A 16302-nucleotide genomic window follows, 5' to 3' on the forward strand; every position below is an offset into this window, starting at 1 on the left:
GCGCTATATCCGGCTCGTCCGCTCCGCAAACCGTTCGCTATACTGTATCGCCTTCCATAGCGCTTTTGCTTTATTCAACGATTCGTAATATTCCCGCTCCGGATCGGAATCAATAACGATACCCGCTCCCGCTTGAATATTAACGATACCGTTCTTCACCGCCATCGTTCTTATTATTATATTAAATTCCATATCGCCATTATAGTCAATCCATCCGAGCGATCCCGTATAGGCCCCGCGCCGCACGGGCTCAAGCTCCTCGATGATTTCCATGGTCCGGATCTTAGGCGCGCCGGTAATCGTTCCGCCCGGGAATGTCGCGGCGATGACGTCAAAGGCATCCTTTCCTTCCGCGAGGCGTCCTTCCACCTGGGAGACCAGATGCATCACATGGGAATAATATTCGATGACCATAAGCTCTTCCACTTTAACCGTTCCAAATTCCGATATCCGTCCAAGATCGTTCCGCTCCAGGTCAACCAGCATAATATGCTCGGCCCGCTCCTTCTCGCTTGTACGAAGCTCCTCCGCCATCATGCGGTCTTCTTCCTCCGAGCGGCCCCGGCGGCGCGTGCCCGCTATCGGGCGAGTTGCAAGCTTGTCGCCGTTCTGCTCGACGAGAAGCTCCGGGGAGGCGGAGACCAGCTGGAAGTCCGGACAGCGTAGAAAGCCCATATAAGGGGACGGATTAAAAATACGCAGCCATTCGTACAGCTCTTCCGGCGAAGAGCTGACCTTCCGGCTCTGCCGCTGCGACAGGTTCACTTGAAATACGTCCCCCTGGCCGATATAGTGCTGAATCTTGCGGACTGCCTCCATAAATGCTTCCTTCCGGAAAGGAGAGGTGATGCCTTCCACCGACTCTACGTCAATGTGAAGACTATCGCTTGCGGTGAATTGACTGCGTTCCTCGCGCATGGCTGACGCCTCGCCGCCTTGAGGCTGAACATGCTGCTGCCAAAATACGGCCATCTCCTCAGCTAACGCAACCGCCTCGTCATACTTAGCTTGCAGCTCGGCTTCGCTCTCTCCCCCGGTAACCGCCGTATGGACCGCACAGTAGAGCATCCTCTCTTGCTGGTCCACAATCCAGATCCGGTTCATCCGCATGAACAGATAATCCGGAAGTCCCGTATCATCCGCCGCAAGCTCAGGCAGCCGCTCAATTGAGCGGATCACATCATAGCTCCAGAAGCCTACGCAGCCTCCCGTCCACTTAGGACCTTCCGCAAGTTTAGGGGAACGGTGCGGCTCCATCCAGCGCCGAACAACCTCAAGCGGCTTGCCTTCCCAGAGCTGTTCCGACAGGACATGCCCCTGCCGGTCCCATTCCGATGACTGGGCACTGTATCCTTTACCGCGGATAACCCCATCCGGATGCAGCCCCAAATAGGTATAACGTCCATCCTTGCCGCTCTCCAATACGAAAGCATGTGGTGAAGCCGCGCGCCATGCCGACTCCCATGAATCAACCGTGATGGCATGAAGCGGAATGCGCTTCAGCAGCGGCAAGGTTGTGTATTTGCGCTCTGCCTGCCATAAAGCCCACTGCCCTAGTGCGGTGAACATGTCGATTTCCTCCGATCAGGTATGATTTGCTAAGTATACAAAAAGCCTCTGCAAACGTCAAAAAGCCCCCGTTCCTAAGAACAGGGGACTTATAGGAGACAATATTAGTTCTCGAAGTTGAACAGAGGTGTCGACAGGTAACGCTCGCCGTTCGATGGAATAATCGCAATAACGCGTTTTCCTTTGCCGAGTTCCTTCGCTACTTTCAGAGCAGCATAGATAGCAGCACCGGAAGAAATACCGACCAGAAGCCCTTCTTCTTTCGCAGCACGGCGTGCGTATTCGAATGCTTCTTCGTTCTCAACGGTAATCACGCCGTCGTAGATCTCACGGTTCAGGATATCCGGCACGAAGTTAGCGCCGATACCTTGGATTTTGTGAGGACCTGGGTTGCCGCCCGACAGGATCGGGGATGCAGCAGGCTCAACCGCGTAAATCTTGATACCTTCGAAGTTCTTCTTCAGCACTTCGCCTGTACCCGAGATTGTACCGCCAGTACCGATACCGGCAACAAAAGCATCCAGCTTGCCGTCAAGCGAGTTAATCGCTTCTACGATTTCCGGACCCGTTGTTTCGCGGTGTACTTTTACGTTAGCTTGGTTCTTGAACTGTTGCGGGATGAAGTAAGACGGGTTCTCTTTCGCCAGCTCTTCCGCTTTGCGAACAGCACCGTTCATGCCTTCGGATCCTGGAGTCAGAACAAGCTCAGCACCGTAAGCACGAAGCAGGTTGCGGCGCTCGATACTCATTGTTTCAGGCATAACGAGGATCGCTTTGTAGCCTTTTGCCGCAGCTACCATAGCAAGACCGATACCTGTGTTGCCGCTTGTAGGCTCGACAATTGTATCGCCAGGCTTCAGAACGCCTTGTTGCTCCGCTACTTCGACCATGCTGATCGCGATACGGTCTTTAACGCTTGCGCCCGGGTTCTGGTACTCAAGCTTCACATAGATTTCCGCGCTGTCCTCCGGTACAAGACGGTTCAAACGGACAAGCGGTGTATCACCAATAAGTTCAGTTACGCTGTTAACGATTCTAGCCATGAGAATAATTGCCTCCCTTATTCCGACTAATTTAGTTGGTTTTTTCACTACTAACATCTTATCAATCTCTCGTAGCCGTTGTCAATAGTTTCTTTCTTGAATTGACAGGATAAGGGAGAAGCCGCCCTGTCGGGCGGCTTCCAGATAATAGATAAGTGCTCTTATGGGGTAATCTCCGCGTTGTATTTCTCGAGCAAATCATCCTCGATCTCATTAAGCGGCTTAGCTTTGGACAGCGCCAGCTCCTTGCGGGCGGTATCGTACAGGACATGGCCGGTCAGGCCGTCCGTCTTTTGCCGCTCCAGCACGCGAATAACCGCATAGCCTTCCGGAACCTTAATGGGTCCGGTTGATTCCCCGGTCTGCAGCCTGCTGGCTTCCTCCAGCATATCGGCATCATAGAACGGGTCATCCGAATCGATAAGACCAAGGTCGCCGCCCGTATCTGATGTATTCGTATCCTTCGAATACTCCAGCGCAAGCTGTTCGAACGTATCTCCGGCCGTAAGCTTATCAAGCACATCGTCCGCTTCTTTTTTCGTATCCGTGACAATCCACTGCACATGAAGCCTTAGCCGGTCCGCGAATTGCTCCGGATGAGTTGCTATGTAATTCTCGATCTCCACTTCGGATAGATTAACGGTTAGAATAGCAATCTTCTCGAGCAGCAGACGGTACCTTACATCTTCCTCTACATCACTCTTCGTCATGCCAAGCTGTTCTTTCATCACTTCATAAAAAACTTGCTCGCTATCATAGCCGTCCATCATAGCGGTAAGCTCCCTCTCCTCTTCCTCGGAGGACAGACTTAACTGCTGAGCCCCTGCTTCCAGGTCAATCGCCTTGTGAACCATCATTGTCCGCAGCACATTATCGCCATACTGCCGCTTGAGCTGATCGACCAGATCCGCGGCCGTAATCGGTAACCCGCCTACCGTTGCAACTATTCCATCGCTGTATACATGATCGGAATCGCTTGGCGTATCTCCGGCTTGCGCTTTTGTCTCCGAATCGGGATCATGCTTGTCGGGATCGTCCGAGAACGGAGACAACTTCACAATAACGGCCACGCTTAATACGATCATACAGATCGCTTGAAGAACAACAACTGCTTTTAATACCCCGTATTTCTTCATTTCCCCGATGTCCCCGGCATTATTGCACCAGATTTGGCTTCGCCTGGTCTATCAGCTCTTGCAGCTGTTCCCCGTCAAACGTATAAGCCTCATTGCAATAATGGCAGACCACCTCTGCCTTGCCGTCTTCCTGAATAATCTGCTCCAGCTCCGATACCCCTAGACTGATGAGCGTCTGCTCTACACGATCACGCGAGCATTTACACTGGAACTTCAGCCCGAGCGAGTCATGAATGTGCAGATCATCGCCTACCAGGCGCCGCAGGATACCTTCCGGAGTTTCTCCTTGCTCCATCAGCTTCGTCACATGCGGAATGGAACCGATAGCCTGCTCAAGACGGGTAATCTCTTCGTCGGTAAGACCCGGCAGAAGCTGCAAAATAAAGCCGCCTGCATGAGTGACTCTTCCATCCGGCTCAACAAGTACGCCAAGTCCAACTGCGGAAGGCGTCTGTTCGGATACGGCAAAATAATAAGTGAAATCCTCGCCCAGCTCGCCCGATATAATCGGTACGCTGCCTAGATAAGGGTCCTTGAGGCCCAGATCCTTGATAATGTGGAGATAACCGTTCCGGCCAACCCCGCCGGCAACGTCAATCTTCCCGTGCTCATTGTTTGGCAGCAGGACATCCGGGTTATCGACATACCCGCGCACCTCGCCATGCGCATTCGCGTCAACCACGATTTGGCCGATTGGACCGTCGCCTTTTACTTTTACCGTCAGCTGCTCCTCGCCTTTCAGCATGGCTCCCATAATTGCGGCCGCCGTCGCCGTGCGCCCGAAGGCGGCTGTTGCCGTCGGCAATGTCTGATGACGCCGCTGCAACTCGTTTACAAGCTGCGTTGTGCAGGCTGCAAAAACGCGAATTTTACCTCCCCACGCCGTACCCCGGACGAGTACGTCTGGTAACTGCTCCATGGTTATCCCTCCTGATTCCGTTCGTAAATAATGCGCAATCCTTCCAACGTCAGAAGTGGATCGACTTCTTCTATCGTTTCCGATTCCGTGCTAATTAACTCCGCTAGCCCGCCCGTTGCTACAACGCGGGGGCTCACTTGAAACTCTTTTTTGATCCGGTTCACGATACCGTCAACTTGTCCGGCGTAACCGTAGATGATACCGGCTTGCATGGACGTAACGGGATTGCGGCCGATGACACTCTTCGGCTTGACTAGTTCAATACGCGGCAGCTTTGCCGCACGCTGGTACAAGGCTTCCGTGGAAATGCCGATGCCGGGCACAATCGCTCCGCCCAGGTAGCTTCCCGAAGCATCGATATAATCAAACGTTGTGGCCGTGCCGAAATCGACAACGATAAGCGGCGAGCCGTATTTCACGATACCCGCAACGGAGTTCACGATCCGGTCGGCTCCAACCTCGCGCGGATTCTCATAGCGGATGTTAAGCCCTGTTTTAATGCCGGGACCAACGACAAGCGGCGTCTTGCGCAAATATTTCATGCACAGCTGCTCGAGGGCACGCATGAGCGGCGGAACAACCGAGGAGATAATAACGCCTTCGATCTGCTCCATCCGAATTCCCGCGTAGTGGAACAGATTATGAATGTTCATGCCGTACTCGTCCACGGTCGCCGAGCGATTCGTGCTGAGCCGCCAATGGTGCAGCAGTTCCTTGCCTTTATAGACGCCCAGAACGATGTTTGTATTGCCCACATCGATTACTAAAATCACGTCCGCGCGCCTCCTTTTTTCTCATTCAAATCCAGACTGATATCAAGGGCATTAAACGAATAGGTCAAGCCGCCGACGGAAATGACGTCTACGCCGCAGGCTGCAATGGCGCGAACCGTATCCAAACGCACGTTGCCCGATGCTTCTACTATAACATGAGGCGAGCGCGACTTAATGAGGCTTACCGCTTCCGTCATCAGCGCCGGTACCATATTGTCGAGCATTATAATATCCGCACCGCTAGCCAGAGCCTCTTCCACCTGCTCAAGAGACTCCGCCTCTACCTCGATCTTCATTGTATGTGGAATCGCCGCGCGGGATGCTTCAACAGCCTGGCGGATTCCGCCTGCACCCTTGATATGATTATCTTTGATCATTACGGCGTCATATAAACCAAAACGGTGATTTGCCCCTCCGCCAACTCGGACCGCATACTTCTCCAGCATCCGGTGGCCAGGCGTTGTTTTGCGCGTATCCACCAGACGGACTGGTAAGCCCTCCAGAGTCGTTACGAAAGCATTCGTCTTTGTTGCGATGCCGGACAGACGCTGCATCAGGTTAAGCGCCAGACGTTCGCCGGTAAGCAGACTATGGGTACTGCCTTCTACGGTTGCGATGACCGTACCCTTTTCTACGTACTCGCCGTCTTTTACTTTTGCCTCGAACTGAAGCGCCGGATCCACGATTTCGAAAACGATCTGCGCAACCGGTAGACCGGCAATAATCCCGCTCTCCTTCACATGAATCACCGCAGTCGACTGCGAGCCCATCGGGATGGTTGTTGCCGTCGTGATATCGCCGCTTCCGATATCTTCGGCCAGCCAGCTGCGGATTTGCTCGCGCAGGGCATGGTTATAGGTGCCAAATGTTGTATCAAACATGAATAATTCGCTCCTCTGTCGTTCCTTGCAGCCGGTGCATGACGGTATGCTTGCGCCATACCTCGTCATTCTTCTCCGGGAAGTCCTCCCGATAATGACCGCCTCGGCTTTCTTCCCTCTGAAGCGCGGATTCCGTAGTCAGAACCGCGCAGGTCAGCAGGTTGGCGAACTCGTATTCCTCGCGTTTGGTAAGAACCGATTGGAAAAACGGCAGCTGCCGCTTCAGTTCCTCGAGCCCTCTCTCAAGACCATGCGCGTCACGGCGAAGCCCGGCATACCGTACCATCACCTTCTGCAGCTTCAGTCTTTTCTCGACTACCGCCTGCATAGGCGCGCCGCTGCGCGGCTGATCCTTTTCTATGACAGGCTTCGTCAACAGCTGCGGCAGCTTCATAATGCTGTCTACAATCCGTTTGCCGAAAACAATCGCTTCCGACAACGAATTGCTTGCCAGGCGGTTCGCGCCGTGAACGCCGGTAGACGATACTTCTCCGCATGCAAACAGTCTTCTTATATTGGTTTCCCCGAACAGGTCGGTTTTGACTCCGCCCATCATATAATGGGCTGCCGGCGCAACCGGGATCCAGTCGGTTGTCAGATCCAGTCCGTACTGCAGACAGAATTCGTAAATCGTAGGGAAACGATGCTTCACCATTTCCGGCGACTCATGCGTGATATCCAGATAGACGAAAGTCGATTTCGTCTCTTCCATCTCGTTTACTATCGCGCGTGCCACGACATCGCGCGGCGCAAGCTCCAGCTGATGATGATAACGATCCATAAACCGCTCGCCCCGGATATTACGCAGATAAGCGCCTTCTCCGCGTACGGCCTCCGAAATCAAGAAACGCGGAGCGCCGGGATAACACAGCGAAGTCGGATGGAATTGCACAAACTCCATATCCTGAATAAGCGCGCCGGCCCGGTAAGCCATTGCAATACCGTCTCCGGTTGCAACATCCGGATTCGTTGTATAACGATATAATTGTCCAGTCCCGCCGGAGCAGAGAATCGTCGCTTTGCCTCGTACGTACAAGCGGTGACCGTCCGGCTTCTGCACGATCGCTCCGCAGCATTCGCCGTCCTGCGTAACAAGATCGATCACGAAATGATCGTCCCACACGTCAATGCCCGGGTCGGCTGTCGCCTTCTCCGAGAGAGCACGCACAATCTCGTAGCCCGTCGCATCGCCATTGGCATGAAGGATACGGCGCTGGCTATGCGCGCCCTCCTTGGTCAGCGCAAATTCACCGTTCTCCAGGTCGAACTGCGTGCCCATTCTAATCAGATTGTTAACCCCTTCCGGCCCTTCGTGAACCAGAACGTTAACGGCATCCTCGGAGCAAAGTCCAGCTCCCGCAATTAGCGTATCCTCTCGGTGGTAAGCCGGGGAATCGTCATCCGAGATGACGGCCGCAATACCGCCCTGCGCGTAACGCGTATTGCTGTCCAGCAGTGATTTTTTCGTAATCATTAAGACAGACTGGTTATTCTCGCTTGCCCGAAGTGCGGTAAAAAGACCGGCGATGCCGGCCCCGATCACAATAACGTCCTTCTCTATTACCGGCAAGTCCTCGAGTGACAGATCAACAAGGTATCTTGGTATCATCATCTTCGTAATGCGCCTCCAAGCATAGGAGTAGCGCATGCTCCTCCTATTTAACGAGTAACATGCGCTCCAGGGACTTACGGGCCTCATCCGCAACATGATCAGGAACGTAAATTTGAGGCTGCATGGTTTCCAGGCATTTCACCAGCTTCTTCAAGTTGTTCACTTTCATGTTCGGGCAAACCAAATATTTGGATGCAAAATGGAATGTCTTGTTCGGGCTGTCCAGACGCAGCTGGTAGCCGGTACCGTCTTCCGTGCCAACGATAAACTCCTGACAATCCGACTCTTTGCAATATTTAATAATAGCTGTTGTACTGCCGACGAAATCGCCAAGTTCTACAACCTCAGGACGGCATTCCGGATGCACGACGAATTGAGCGTTCGGATATTTCGCTTTCATCTCTTCAACGTCTTTCACGGTCAGCATGTCATGGGTGTTGCAATAACCTTCCCAGATAATCATTTTTTTGTCGGTGTTCTGCTGCACGTAATGGCCAAGGTTTTTGTCCGGTACCCAGATGACTTCATCGCCTTCAACCGAGTTCACCACTTTAACGGCGTTGGCCGAGGTACAGCAAATATCCGTCTCTGCCTTGATCTCTGCAGAAGAGTTAATATACGTAACGACAGTCGCGTTCGGATGCTGCGCCTTCAGCTTGCGCAAACCATCCACGTTAACCATATCGGCCATTGGGCAGCCGGCGCGTTCGTCGGGGATAATGACGGTTTTGTTAGGAGCTAGAATTTTCGCGCTCTCTCCCATAAAATGAACGCCGCAAAAAACGATAACGTCCGCGTCGGTTTGTGCAGCCTTTTGCGCAAGCAGGAACGAATCCCCGCGGAAATCGGCCACCTCTTGAATTTCGTCTCGTTGATAATAATGGGCAAGAATGATGGCATTGCGTTCCTTCTTCAATTGCATGAGCCTTTCACGCAGTTCACGATTCTGTTCCGCCTTGCGTTCCAGCGCCAGTGCTTCCACAGTTGATCCTCTCCTCTTATGAGGGATGGGCGATGAGTCCCATTCCGATTATGGCTATCCAGACTTTGTGAATTGATGCACAAACTATTTCAAAGTCAATGGCCTATTTATGATTCTTTTGTTAAGGTTTAATTTACTCCAGGTGCAGGATGCTGTCAATGTATTTAGACAATAAAAAAACCTCTTCTCCACAGCAAATTTTGCATGAAGTGGAGAAGAGGGCATAAACAACTGCTGTAAAGGGATTCCGGCTACCTTTTTGCCGGATCATACGGCTCGCCAAGCGCGCCTGGCGCCGCCGAGCGTCCCACTGCGCCTGCAAGCACAATAAGCGTCAGCAGGTACGGCAGCATATAGAAAAATTCGTTCGGAATATGATGCGACCATTCGAACAGCTGGGCCCAGTTCCGAAGCGCTTGCGCCATCCCGAAGAAGATCGCCGCGCCGGCCACGCCAAGCGGATTCCATTTGCCGAAAATAACGGCAGCAATCGCGATAAAGCCTTGCCCGGAGATCGTATTATGGGCAAAGTTGCTTGTTGTTGTCAGAGCAATCGTTGCACCGCCAAGTCCGGCCAATGCACCGCTCAGCATGACGCCGATATAACGGTACTTCGTTACGCTGATGCCAACCGTATCAGCCGAGCTTGGATGTTCGCCCACCGCACGGAGGCGGAGGCCAAAGGTTGTACGGTAGAGAACGATATAACTGAGAATGACAACCCCGATCACAATATACGTGGTTGGGTAAGCCGTGAAAATACCTTTGCCGAGCAAAGGTATATCCGATAATCCCGGAATAGCGACCGGATTAAACACGTATTCCAGCGTTGGTGTTTGACCGGAGCCTTCATAAAGGCTTTTCGTCAGGTAGATGGCAAGGCCCGCCGCCAAAATATTAATAACGACGCCTACAATGGTCTGGTCGGCTTTAAAGGTGATCGTGGCAACCGCATGAAGCAGAGACACCACAAGTCCCAGAACCAGACCGGCAAGAAGCCCGATCCATGGAGCGCCATGCTTCATTCCGCCCTGAATGGCTTGATCGGCGAATACGGCAGCCCCAAAAGCGCCTGCAATCATAAGTCCCTCAAGACCGATGTTCACGACGCCGGATCGCTCCGAGAACACGCCGCCAAGACCGGTAAAGATCAAAGCGGTTGAGAAGACAAGCGTAATGCTAATTAATTGTCCGATAGTATCTAGTGCGTTCACAGGGCACTGCCTCCTTCCGACTTGCCTTTATTCGAGCGGCGAGCCATAAACGGCTTCAGGAAGAACTTCACGAGTCCATGTGAAGCGACAAAGAAGATAATGGATCCGATAACGATCCGTACAATCTCCGGCGGCACATTCGCTCCGAAGCTCATGCCGGCCGAGCCGTAGCTCAATCCGCCGAACAGCACAGCGCCAAGGAATACGCCGATTGGCGTATTGCCGCCAAGAAGGGCAACCGCGATGCCGTCAAAGCCATAACCCCATGATGCGGCCATAACCGTCTGGTAACCAAAGACGCCAAGAATCTCGAATACGCCGCCAAGCCCGGCGAACACGCCACTGATAAACATCGAAGTAATAATCGTGCGGTTAACGTTCATCCCCGCATACAGGGCAGCATTCGGATTGAGGCCAACCGCGCGGAGCTCGTAGCCTTTCTTCGTGCGCCACAAGATAACGTAAAACACAATCACGCCGATGATCGCAAACAGCGTTCCCCAGTGCATACGGGCATTGCCCATGCTTTCGGACAGCCACTTAATCGATACAAGCGCCGATTCGTGAACCGGCTTTGATTTCTGCTGCCCTTCCATGACGAGATACGTGCCTACGATATAGTTGGACAGGAAGAGGGCAATCCAGTTCAGCATAATGGAGGAGATAACCTCATTAACGCCCCTCGCTGCCTTCAGGTAACCGGCGAGCGCCGCCCACAATCCGCCAAACAATCCGCCAACGATAATCGCAAGCGGCGCATGAATATACCATGGCAGATCAAGCGTTACCCCAATAATCGTTGCGCCCGTCATCCCCATCAGAAATTGACCGTCAGCGCCAATGTTAAAGAGGCCCGTACGGAAAGCAAAAGCTACCGAAATACCGGTAAAGATAAGCGGCGTAATCGCCCGGATCGCTTCACCGATATCGTAAGGACTGCCGAACAGCTTCTTCACCAAAGCGGTATAAGCCATCCAAGGATCATATCCGCCCGCAAGCATCGCAAGCGCGCCGCAGATGAGACCAAGGATGATCGCCACCAGCGGCACAAGGAAGGAAGACTTGTCGAATATTTTTCTCATCGTGTTCATTCGTTCTACTTCCTCCCTTCTGCTGTGGCGGCAGCGGATGCATCGCCCGCCATCATCAGGCCAAGCTGCTGATCATCGCGATGATCGGCATCCACTTCACCCATCAAACGTCCTTCGTACATAACCGTGATTCGGTCGGACAAGGAATACAGCTCATCCAGCTCAAAGGAAACGAGCAGAATCGCTTTGCCTTCATTCCGCGCTTCGACAAGCCGCTTATGTACGTATTCAATCGCGCCGATATCGAGACCACGCGTTGGCTGAACCGCAATAAGCAGGTCCGGGTTTTTCCAGAGCTCACGGGCGATAATCGCCTTCTGCTGGTTACCGCCGGAGAGCGAGCGTGCTTTCGCATGAATACCGGAGCCGCGGACATCAAACTCGTTGACCAGCTTATCGGCCAGCGTGTCCATTGCCTTAAAGTCGATAAAGCCGTTCTTGCCGAACTGCGGGTCGAAATAACTGCCGAGAATCATATTCTCGCTTAGCGTAAAATCAAGGACGAGACCATGCTTATGCCGGTCCTCCGGAATATGGCTCACGCCGGCCAGCGACACTTCGCGAGGCGTTCGGTTCGTAATATCCTTGCCGTTCAGTTTTACGCTTCCGCCGTTAACCCCTCGCATCCCCGTAATGGCGTAAATAAGCTCGCTTTGGCCATTGCCGTCAACCCCTGCGATACCAAGAATCTCGCCGGCGCGTACATCAAGGCTGATGCCATCGAGAACCTGCTTGCCTTGATCGCCCTTCATGCGCAGCGAATCAACGGACAGCACAACATCGCCAGGCTCCTTTTTCGATTTCTCGACTTCGAAGGTGACGTCTCTGCCGACCATCAGCTCGGCCAAATGCCGTTCGTTTGTTTCCGACGTTGGAAGGGTTCGAATAACCTTGCCTCTGCGGATAACGGTTACCGAATCTGCCAGCGCCATAACTTCCTTCAGCTTATGGGTAATCAGAATAATCGACTTGCCCTCAGCCGACAGATTGCGCAAAATTTCAATCAGCTCTTCGATTTCCTGGACGGTCAGTACAGCCGTAGGCTCATCGAAGATGAGAATGTCGGCCCCGCGGTACAGGGTTTTCAGAATTTCTACCCGCTGCTGCATGCCGACTGTAATATCTTGAATCCGCATCTGCGGATCTACTTTCAATCCGTAACGTTCGGAGAGATCCCGAACTCTCTGATTTGCTTGTCTATATTTCAGAAAACCAAATTTCGATGGCTCGTTGCCGAGCACGATATTCTCTGCAACCGTAAACGGCTGCACAAGCTTGAAATGCTGATGGACCATGCCGATCCCAAGTTCGATTGCTTTACCTGCACCGTCAATGACGGTTTTCTTGCCGTTAACCCAAATCTCGCCTTCTTCAGGCTGATACAAGCCGAACAAAATGTTCATTAGCGTCGATTTGCCCGCCCCGTTCTCTCCGAGCAGTGCATGAATCTCGCCTTTTTTCAGTTCAAAATTAATGTTGTCATTGGCCACTAACCCTGGAAAACGTTTCGTTATCCCTTTTAGTTCAACAGCCGTTGTGCTCCGGTCCATTCTTTCATCATCCCCCCGGGGTTTCTACCTGTATGGCAAAAAAGGACAAGACCGGCTTACTGCCGGCCTTGCCTTGACACAGCGACATTAAATGATTTTCTCAAAGAAAATTATTTAACTGGCACCGTAATCTCGCCGCTGATGATTTTTTGTTTGTACTCTTCAACTTTCGCAAGAACATCAGCCGGAACGTTTTTCGTAGAAGTCTCTGGCAAACCTACGCCATTGTCTTTCAGACCAAGCGTTACGACTTGGCCACCTTGCCATGTACCGTTGATCAGGTCTGTCGAAACTTTATAAACAGCCGCTTCTACACCCTTCATCATGGAAGTCAGTGTGATTTCGTCGCCGAATTCAAGCGATTGGTCTTTGTCTACGCCGATTACCCATACATCTTTGCCAGCGTCTTTACGGGATTTAGCTTCGTTGAATACACCGTTACCGGATGCACCCGAAGCGTGGAAGATGATGTCGACGCCAGCGTCATACATCGTTGCAGCCGCTTGCTTCCCAAGGTCAGGCTTGGAGAAGTCGCCTACATAGTTAATTTTCATGCTTTTTGCAGCTTCAGGGTTAACCGCTTCTACACCAGCTTTAAAGCCGGCTTCGAACTTTTTGATAACCGGAATTTCCATGCCGCCAACGAAACCGATTTTGTTTGTTTTCGTCATCAGACCGGCAACAACGCCAACGAGGAAGGAGCCTTCATTTTCCGCGAAAGATACGGATTCAACGTTAGGCAGATCTACTTCAGCATCGATAAGAGCGAATTTGGAGTTTGGATTCTCAGTTGCGACTTTCGTCATCGCGTCCGTAAACAGGAAGCCGATGCCCCAAGTCAGATCATATTTCTCCGATACGAAAGCCTTCAGGTTCGGCTCCATGTCGGCATCGCCTTTAGATTCAAGATATTTCGTTTCAGCACCGGTATCAGCCGTTACTTTCTTTAGAGCTTCCCAAGCGCTTTGGTTAAAGGATTTGTCATTAACGCCGCCAACGTCTGTAGCCATGCCAATTTTAAGTTTGGAGGCCGCTCCAGAAGTACCCGGGGATGCAGCACCCTCGTTGCTGCCTTTGTTAGAGTTATTGGAGTTGTCATGGCTCTTGCTGCCGCATGCGGACAAGACAAATGTCAACGCCAGGATGATCATAAGCATTAAACCAACTTGTTTCTTCATACCTGTTCTCTCCCCTGCTTTATATTTGTGTTTAGGGCAATTGCACTATCTTTATTATTCTTGATGTCCAGCGCCACTATTCTCCTTAATTATAATTACAATCTAACAGCCGTCAATCACATTATGTCAACTAATTTGACACAGAAATTTTGTTCACTAAACATCATGTCGATTATGTAACATTTGTGCGATAAACATTCGGAATTTTCGGATAAATAGCTAACATAATCCTGATTCGTCTTCTGATTAATACCCTCAAAACCCGAACGGCAAACAAAAAACAGCCGTCCTTCGTTTGCTATCAAGCAAACATCGGACGGCTGTTTTCTAATTATGATCCTTTGTTCGGATCTTCGTCGTCTGGTTTTTGTTCATCCAGCTCAGGAGGCGTAATCTCGCCTGCATCGCGGGTTTGAATACGGACCTTCACGCCGCCGATCGTATCTACGATTGGCTCGGAAGAGGATTCCGCCGCACCGCTTCCTTCTCCTGAAGGCGCATCTCCGCCTTCAAGACCGCCGGATTCGATCAAATTCTTGATTTGCTCAAGCTCGAGCGTTTCTTCTTTAAGCAGCGTTTGAGCGATCAAATGTACTTCTCTGCTCTTCTCTGTAAGCAACTGCTTCGCACGAGTGTAGCAATCATTGATAAAGTTTTGCATCTCTTGGTCAATCTCATAAGCAATCTTATCCGAGTAGTTCTGCTCGTGACCAAGATCTCTGCCGAGAAATACTTGGCCTTGCGATTGGCCGAACTGCATCGGACCAAGCTTATCGCTCATACCGTATTCCATGATCATGCTGCGGACGATACCGGTCGCTTGCTTGAAGTCGCTGTATGCGCCAGTACCAATCTCGCCGATAAACAATTCTTCTGCAACGCGTCCGCCAAGCAGACCCGTTACTTTATCAAGCAGCTCTTGCTTCGTTACGAGCATACGGTCTTCCTTCGGAAGCATAATGACGTAACCGCCGGCACGGCCGCGTGGAATAATCGTTACCTTGTGTACCATGTCCGCATGCTCCAGGAAGTAGCCGACAATGGTATGGCCAGCTTCGTGGTAAGCGACAATACGTTTCTCGCGGTCGCTGATGACACGGCTCTTCTTCTCCGTACCAACGATTACGCGGTCAATCGCCTCGTCAACCTCTTGCATGGCAATGTCTTTCTTGTTACGGCGGGCTGCTAGGAGCGCTGCTTCGTTCAGCAGGTTCTCAAGATCCGCGCCTGTAAAGCCTGTCGTACGTTTTGCAATCACATCAAGCTTCACATCTTTGTTAAGCGGCTTGTTGCGCGCATGGACTTTCAGTACCGCTTCGCGGCCTTTTACGTCTGGACGGTCAACCGTGATTTGACGGTCGAAGCGCCCCGGACGAAGAAGCGCCGGGTCCAGAATATCCGGACGGTTCGTCGCAGCGACGATAATAATGCCTTCGTTAGCACCAAAGCCGTCCATCTCAACGAGCAATTGGTTGAGCGTTTGCTCGCGTTCGTCATGTCCGCCGCCAAGTCCGGCGCCGCGCTGACGACCAACCGCATCGATCTCGTCGATAAAGATGATACATGGGGCGTTTTTCTTCGCATTCTCGAACAGGTCACGGACACGGGATGCGCCGACACCGACGAACATTTCCACGAAGTCCGAACCGGAGATGCTGAAGAATGGTACGCCTGCCTCGCCGGCTACCGCACGGGCAAGGAGCGTTTTACCGGTACCCGGAGGACCCACAAGCAATACGCCCTTCGGAATACGTGCACCCACGACGTTGAATTTGCGAGGGTCTTTCAGGAAGTCAACGACCTCGACAAGCTCTTGCTTCTCTTCGTCGGCACCTGCCACATCCTCAAAGGTGATGCGCTTCTTCTCTTCGTTGTACAGCCTTGCGCGGCTCTTGCCAAAGTTCATCACTTTGCCGCCGCCGCCCTGAGCTTGATTCATCAGGAAGAAGAACAAAATAAATATGATCACAAACGGAATTATGGAAGTAAGGAACGTAAGCCAGATGCTGGGTGTATCCATTGGCTTGTAGTTCAGCTTAAATCCGTATTGCTTCTCTGCATCAAGAATGTCTTGCCCCGCTTCCAAACCAATTCGCGAAGAGAAATTCTTCTCTCCGTTTTTGGAGTCCGCAGGCGGTTCTTTATATTTACCTGAAACCAAATAAGTATAGCCATCGTACTTCACGGTCAGTTCTTCTACGTTGTTGGAACTGATTGCTTGGCGAAGCTGATCGTAACGTATTCCGACGGTAGTATTATTTTGGCTGCTGATAAACTGAATAATCCCAACCGTTACTAAAAAGATGATCAAATAAAATCCAGTATTACGGATGATCCGATTCATCCCCTACCTC

The 16302-nt window shown here is 51.8% G+C and carries 13 protein-coding genes; all 13 read right to left on the reverse strand.

Annotation, left to right across the window (positions count from 1 at the left end):
• Window positions 1–3: 3 nt before the first annotated feature.
• Window positions 4–1569: an anthranilate synthase component I family protein gene (locus tag WFJ73_RS30625; protein WP_336776664.1), complete on the reverse strand. Its 1566-nt coding sequence runs from the start codon at window positions 1567–1569 to the stop codon at window positions 4–6.
• Window positions 1570–1673: 104 nt separating this feature from the next.
• Entirely contained in the window at window positions 1674–2612 is a 939-nt protein-coding gene (cysK, locus tag WFJ73_RS30630) for a cysteine synthase A (RefSeq protein ID WP_336776665.1), read from the reverse strand.
• A 161-nt stretch (window positions 2613–2773) separates the two neighbouring features.
• On the reverse strand, window positions 2774–3748 hold the full coding sequence (locus WFJ73_RS30635; protein WP_336776666.1) for a peptidylprolyl isomerase: 975 nt from the start codon (window positions 3746–3748) through the stop codon (window positions 2774–2776).
• Between the two features lie 19 nt (window positions 3749–3767).
• Window positions 3768–4667, reverse strand: coding sequence for an Hsp33 family molecular chaperone HslO (gene hslO, locus WFJ73_RS30640; protein WP_336776667.1), 900 nt, complete (start codon window positions 4665–4667; stop codon window positions 3768–3770).
• Window positions 4668–4669: 2 nt separating this feature from the next.
• Entirely contained in the window at window positions 4670–5440 is a 771-nt protein-coding gene (locus tag WFJ73_RS30645) for a type III pantothenate kinase (protein WP_127496986.1), read from the reverse strand.
• A complete protein-coding gene (nadC, locus tag WFJ73_RS30650; RefSeq protein WP_336776668.1) occupies window positions 5437–6321 on the reverse strand; it encodes a carboxylating nicotinate-nucleotide diphosphorylase in 885 nt (294 codons plus the stop codon). The genes WFJ73_RS30645 and nadC overlap by 4 nt, the downstream gene beginning before the upstream one ends.
• Window positions 6314–7930, reverse strand: coding sequence for an L-aspartate oxidase (nadB, locus tag WFJ73_RS30655; protein ID WP_336776704.1), 1617 nt, complete (start codon window positions 7928–7930; stop codon window positions 6314–6316). Before nadB ends, nadC begins: the two co-directional genes overlap by 8 nt.
• 46 nt (window positions 7931–7976) lie before the next feature.
• On the reverse strand, window positions 7977–8915 hold the full coding sequence (gene nadA, locus WFJ73_RS30660) for a quinolinate synthase NadA (RefSeq protein ID WP_012772070.1): 939 nt from the start codon (window positions 8913–8915) through the stop codon (window positions 7977–7979).
• A gap of 251 nt (window positions 8916–9166) precedes the next feature.
• Window positions 9167–10129 (reverse strand): ABC transporter permease, encoded by a 963-nt coding sequence (locus WFJ73_RS30665; RefSeq protein ID WP_012772069.1) that lies wholly within the window; start codon window positions 10127–10129, stop codon window positions 9167–9169.
• Entirely contained in the window at window positions 10126–11220 is a 1095-nt protein-coding gene (locus WFJ73_RS30670) for an ABC transporter permease (RefSeq protein WP_336776669.1), read from the reverse strand. The genes WFJ73_RS30665 and WFJ73_RS30670 overlap by 4 nt, the downstream gene beginning before the upstream one ends.
• A gap of 5 nt (window positions 11221–11225) precedes the next feature.
• Window positions 11226–12770 carry an ABC transporter ATP-binding protein gene (locus tag WFJ73_RS30675; protein ID WP_336776670.1) on the reverse strand — a complete coding sequence of 515 codons (1545 nt, stop codon included), beginning with the start codon at window positions 12768–12770 and terminating at the stop codon, window positions 11226–11228.
• 110 nt (window positions 12771–12880) lie between these two features.
• Complete coding sequence (locus WFJ73_RS30680) at window positions 12881–13948, reverse strand: BMP family lipoprotein (RefSeq protein ID WP_336776671.1); 1068 nt, start codon at window positions 13946–13948, stop codon at window positions 12881–12883.
• A gap of 331 nt (window positions 13949–14279) precedes the next feature.
• Complete coding sequence (gene ftsH, locus WFJ73_RS30685; protein ID WP_336776672.1) at window positions 14280–16292, reverse strand: ATP-dependent zinc metalloprotease FtsH; 2013 nt, start codon at window positions 16290–16292, stop codon at window positions 14280–14282.
• Window positions 16293–16302: the final 10 nt, after the last annotated feature.

Origin of the sequence: Paenibacillus sp. MMO-58 (genome assembly GCF_037146255.1) — a bacterium.
Taxonomy (GTDB): Bacteria; Bacillota; Bacilli; order Paenibacillales; family Paenibacillaceae; genus Pristimantibacillus.

Coding starts and splice junctions, on each gene's coding strand:
- WFJ73_RS30625 (WP_336776664.1), bottom strand. CDS start 1,569: ATGTTCACCGCACTAGGGCAGTGGGCTTTATGGCAGGCAGAGCGCAAA.
- WFJ73_RS30670 (WP_336776669.1), bottom strand. CDS start 11,220: ATGAACACGATGAGAAAAATATTCGACAAGTCTTCCTTCCTTGTGCCG.
- hslO (WP_336776667.1), bottom strand. CDS start 4,667: ATGGAGCAGTTACCAGACGTACTCGTCCGGGGTACGGCGTGGGGAGGT.
- WFJ73_RS30680 (WP_336776671.1), bottom strand. CDS start 13,948: ATGAAGAAACAAGTTGGTTTAATGCTTATGATCATCCTGGCGTTGACA.
- nadB (WP_336776704.1), bottom strand. CDS start 7,930: ATGATACCAAGATACCTTGTTGATCTGTCACTCGAGGACTTGCCGGTA.
- WFJ73_RS30635 (WP_336776666.1), bottom strand. CDS start 3,748: ATGAAGAAATACGGGGTATTAAAAGCAGTTGTTGTTCTTCAAGCGATC.
- nadC (WP_336776668.1), bottom strand. CDS start 6,321: ATGTTTGATACAACATTTGGCACCTATAACCATGCCCTGCGCGAGCAA.
- cysK (WP_336776665.1), bottom strand. CDS start 2,612: ATGGCTAGAATCGTTAACAGCGTAACTGAACTTATTGGTGATACACCG.
- WFJ73_RS30675 (WP_336776670.1), bottom strand. CDS start 12,770: ATGGACCGGAGCACAACGGCTGTTGAACTAAAAGGGATAACGAAACGT.
- ftsH (WP_336776672.1), bottom strand. CDS start 16,292: ATGAATCGGATCATCCGTAATACTGGATTTTATTTGATCATCTTTTTA.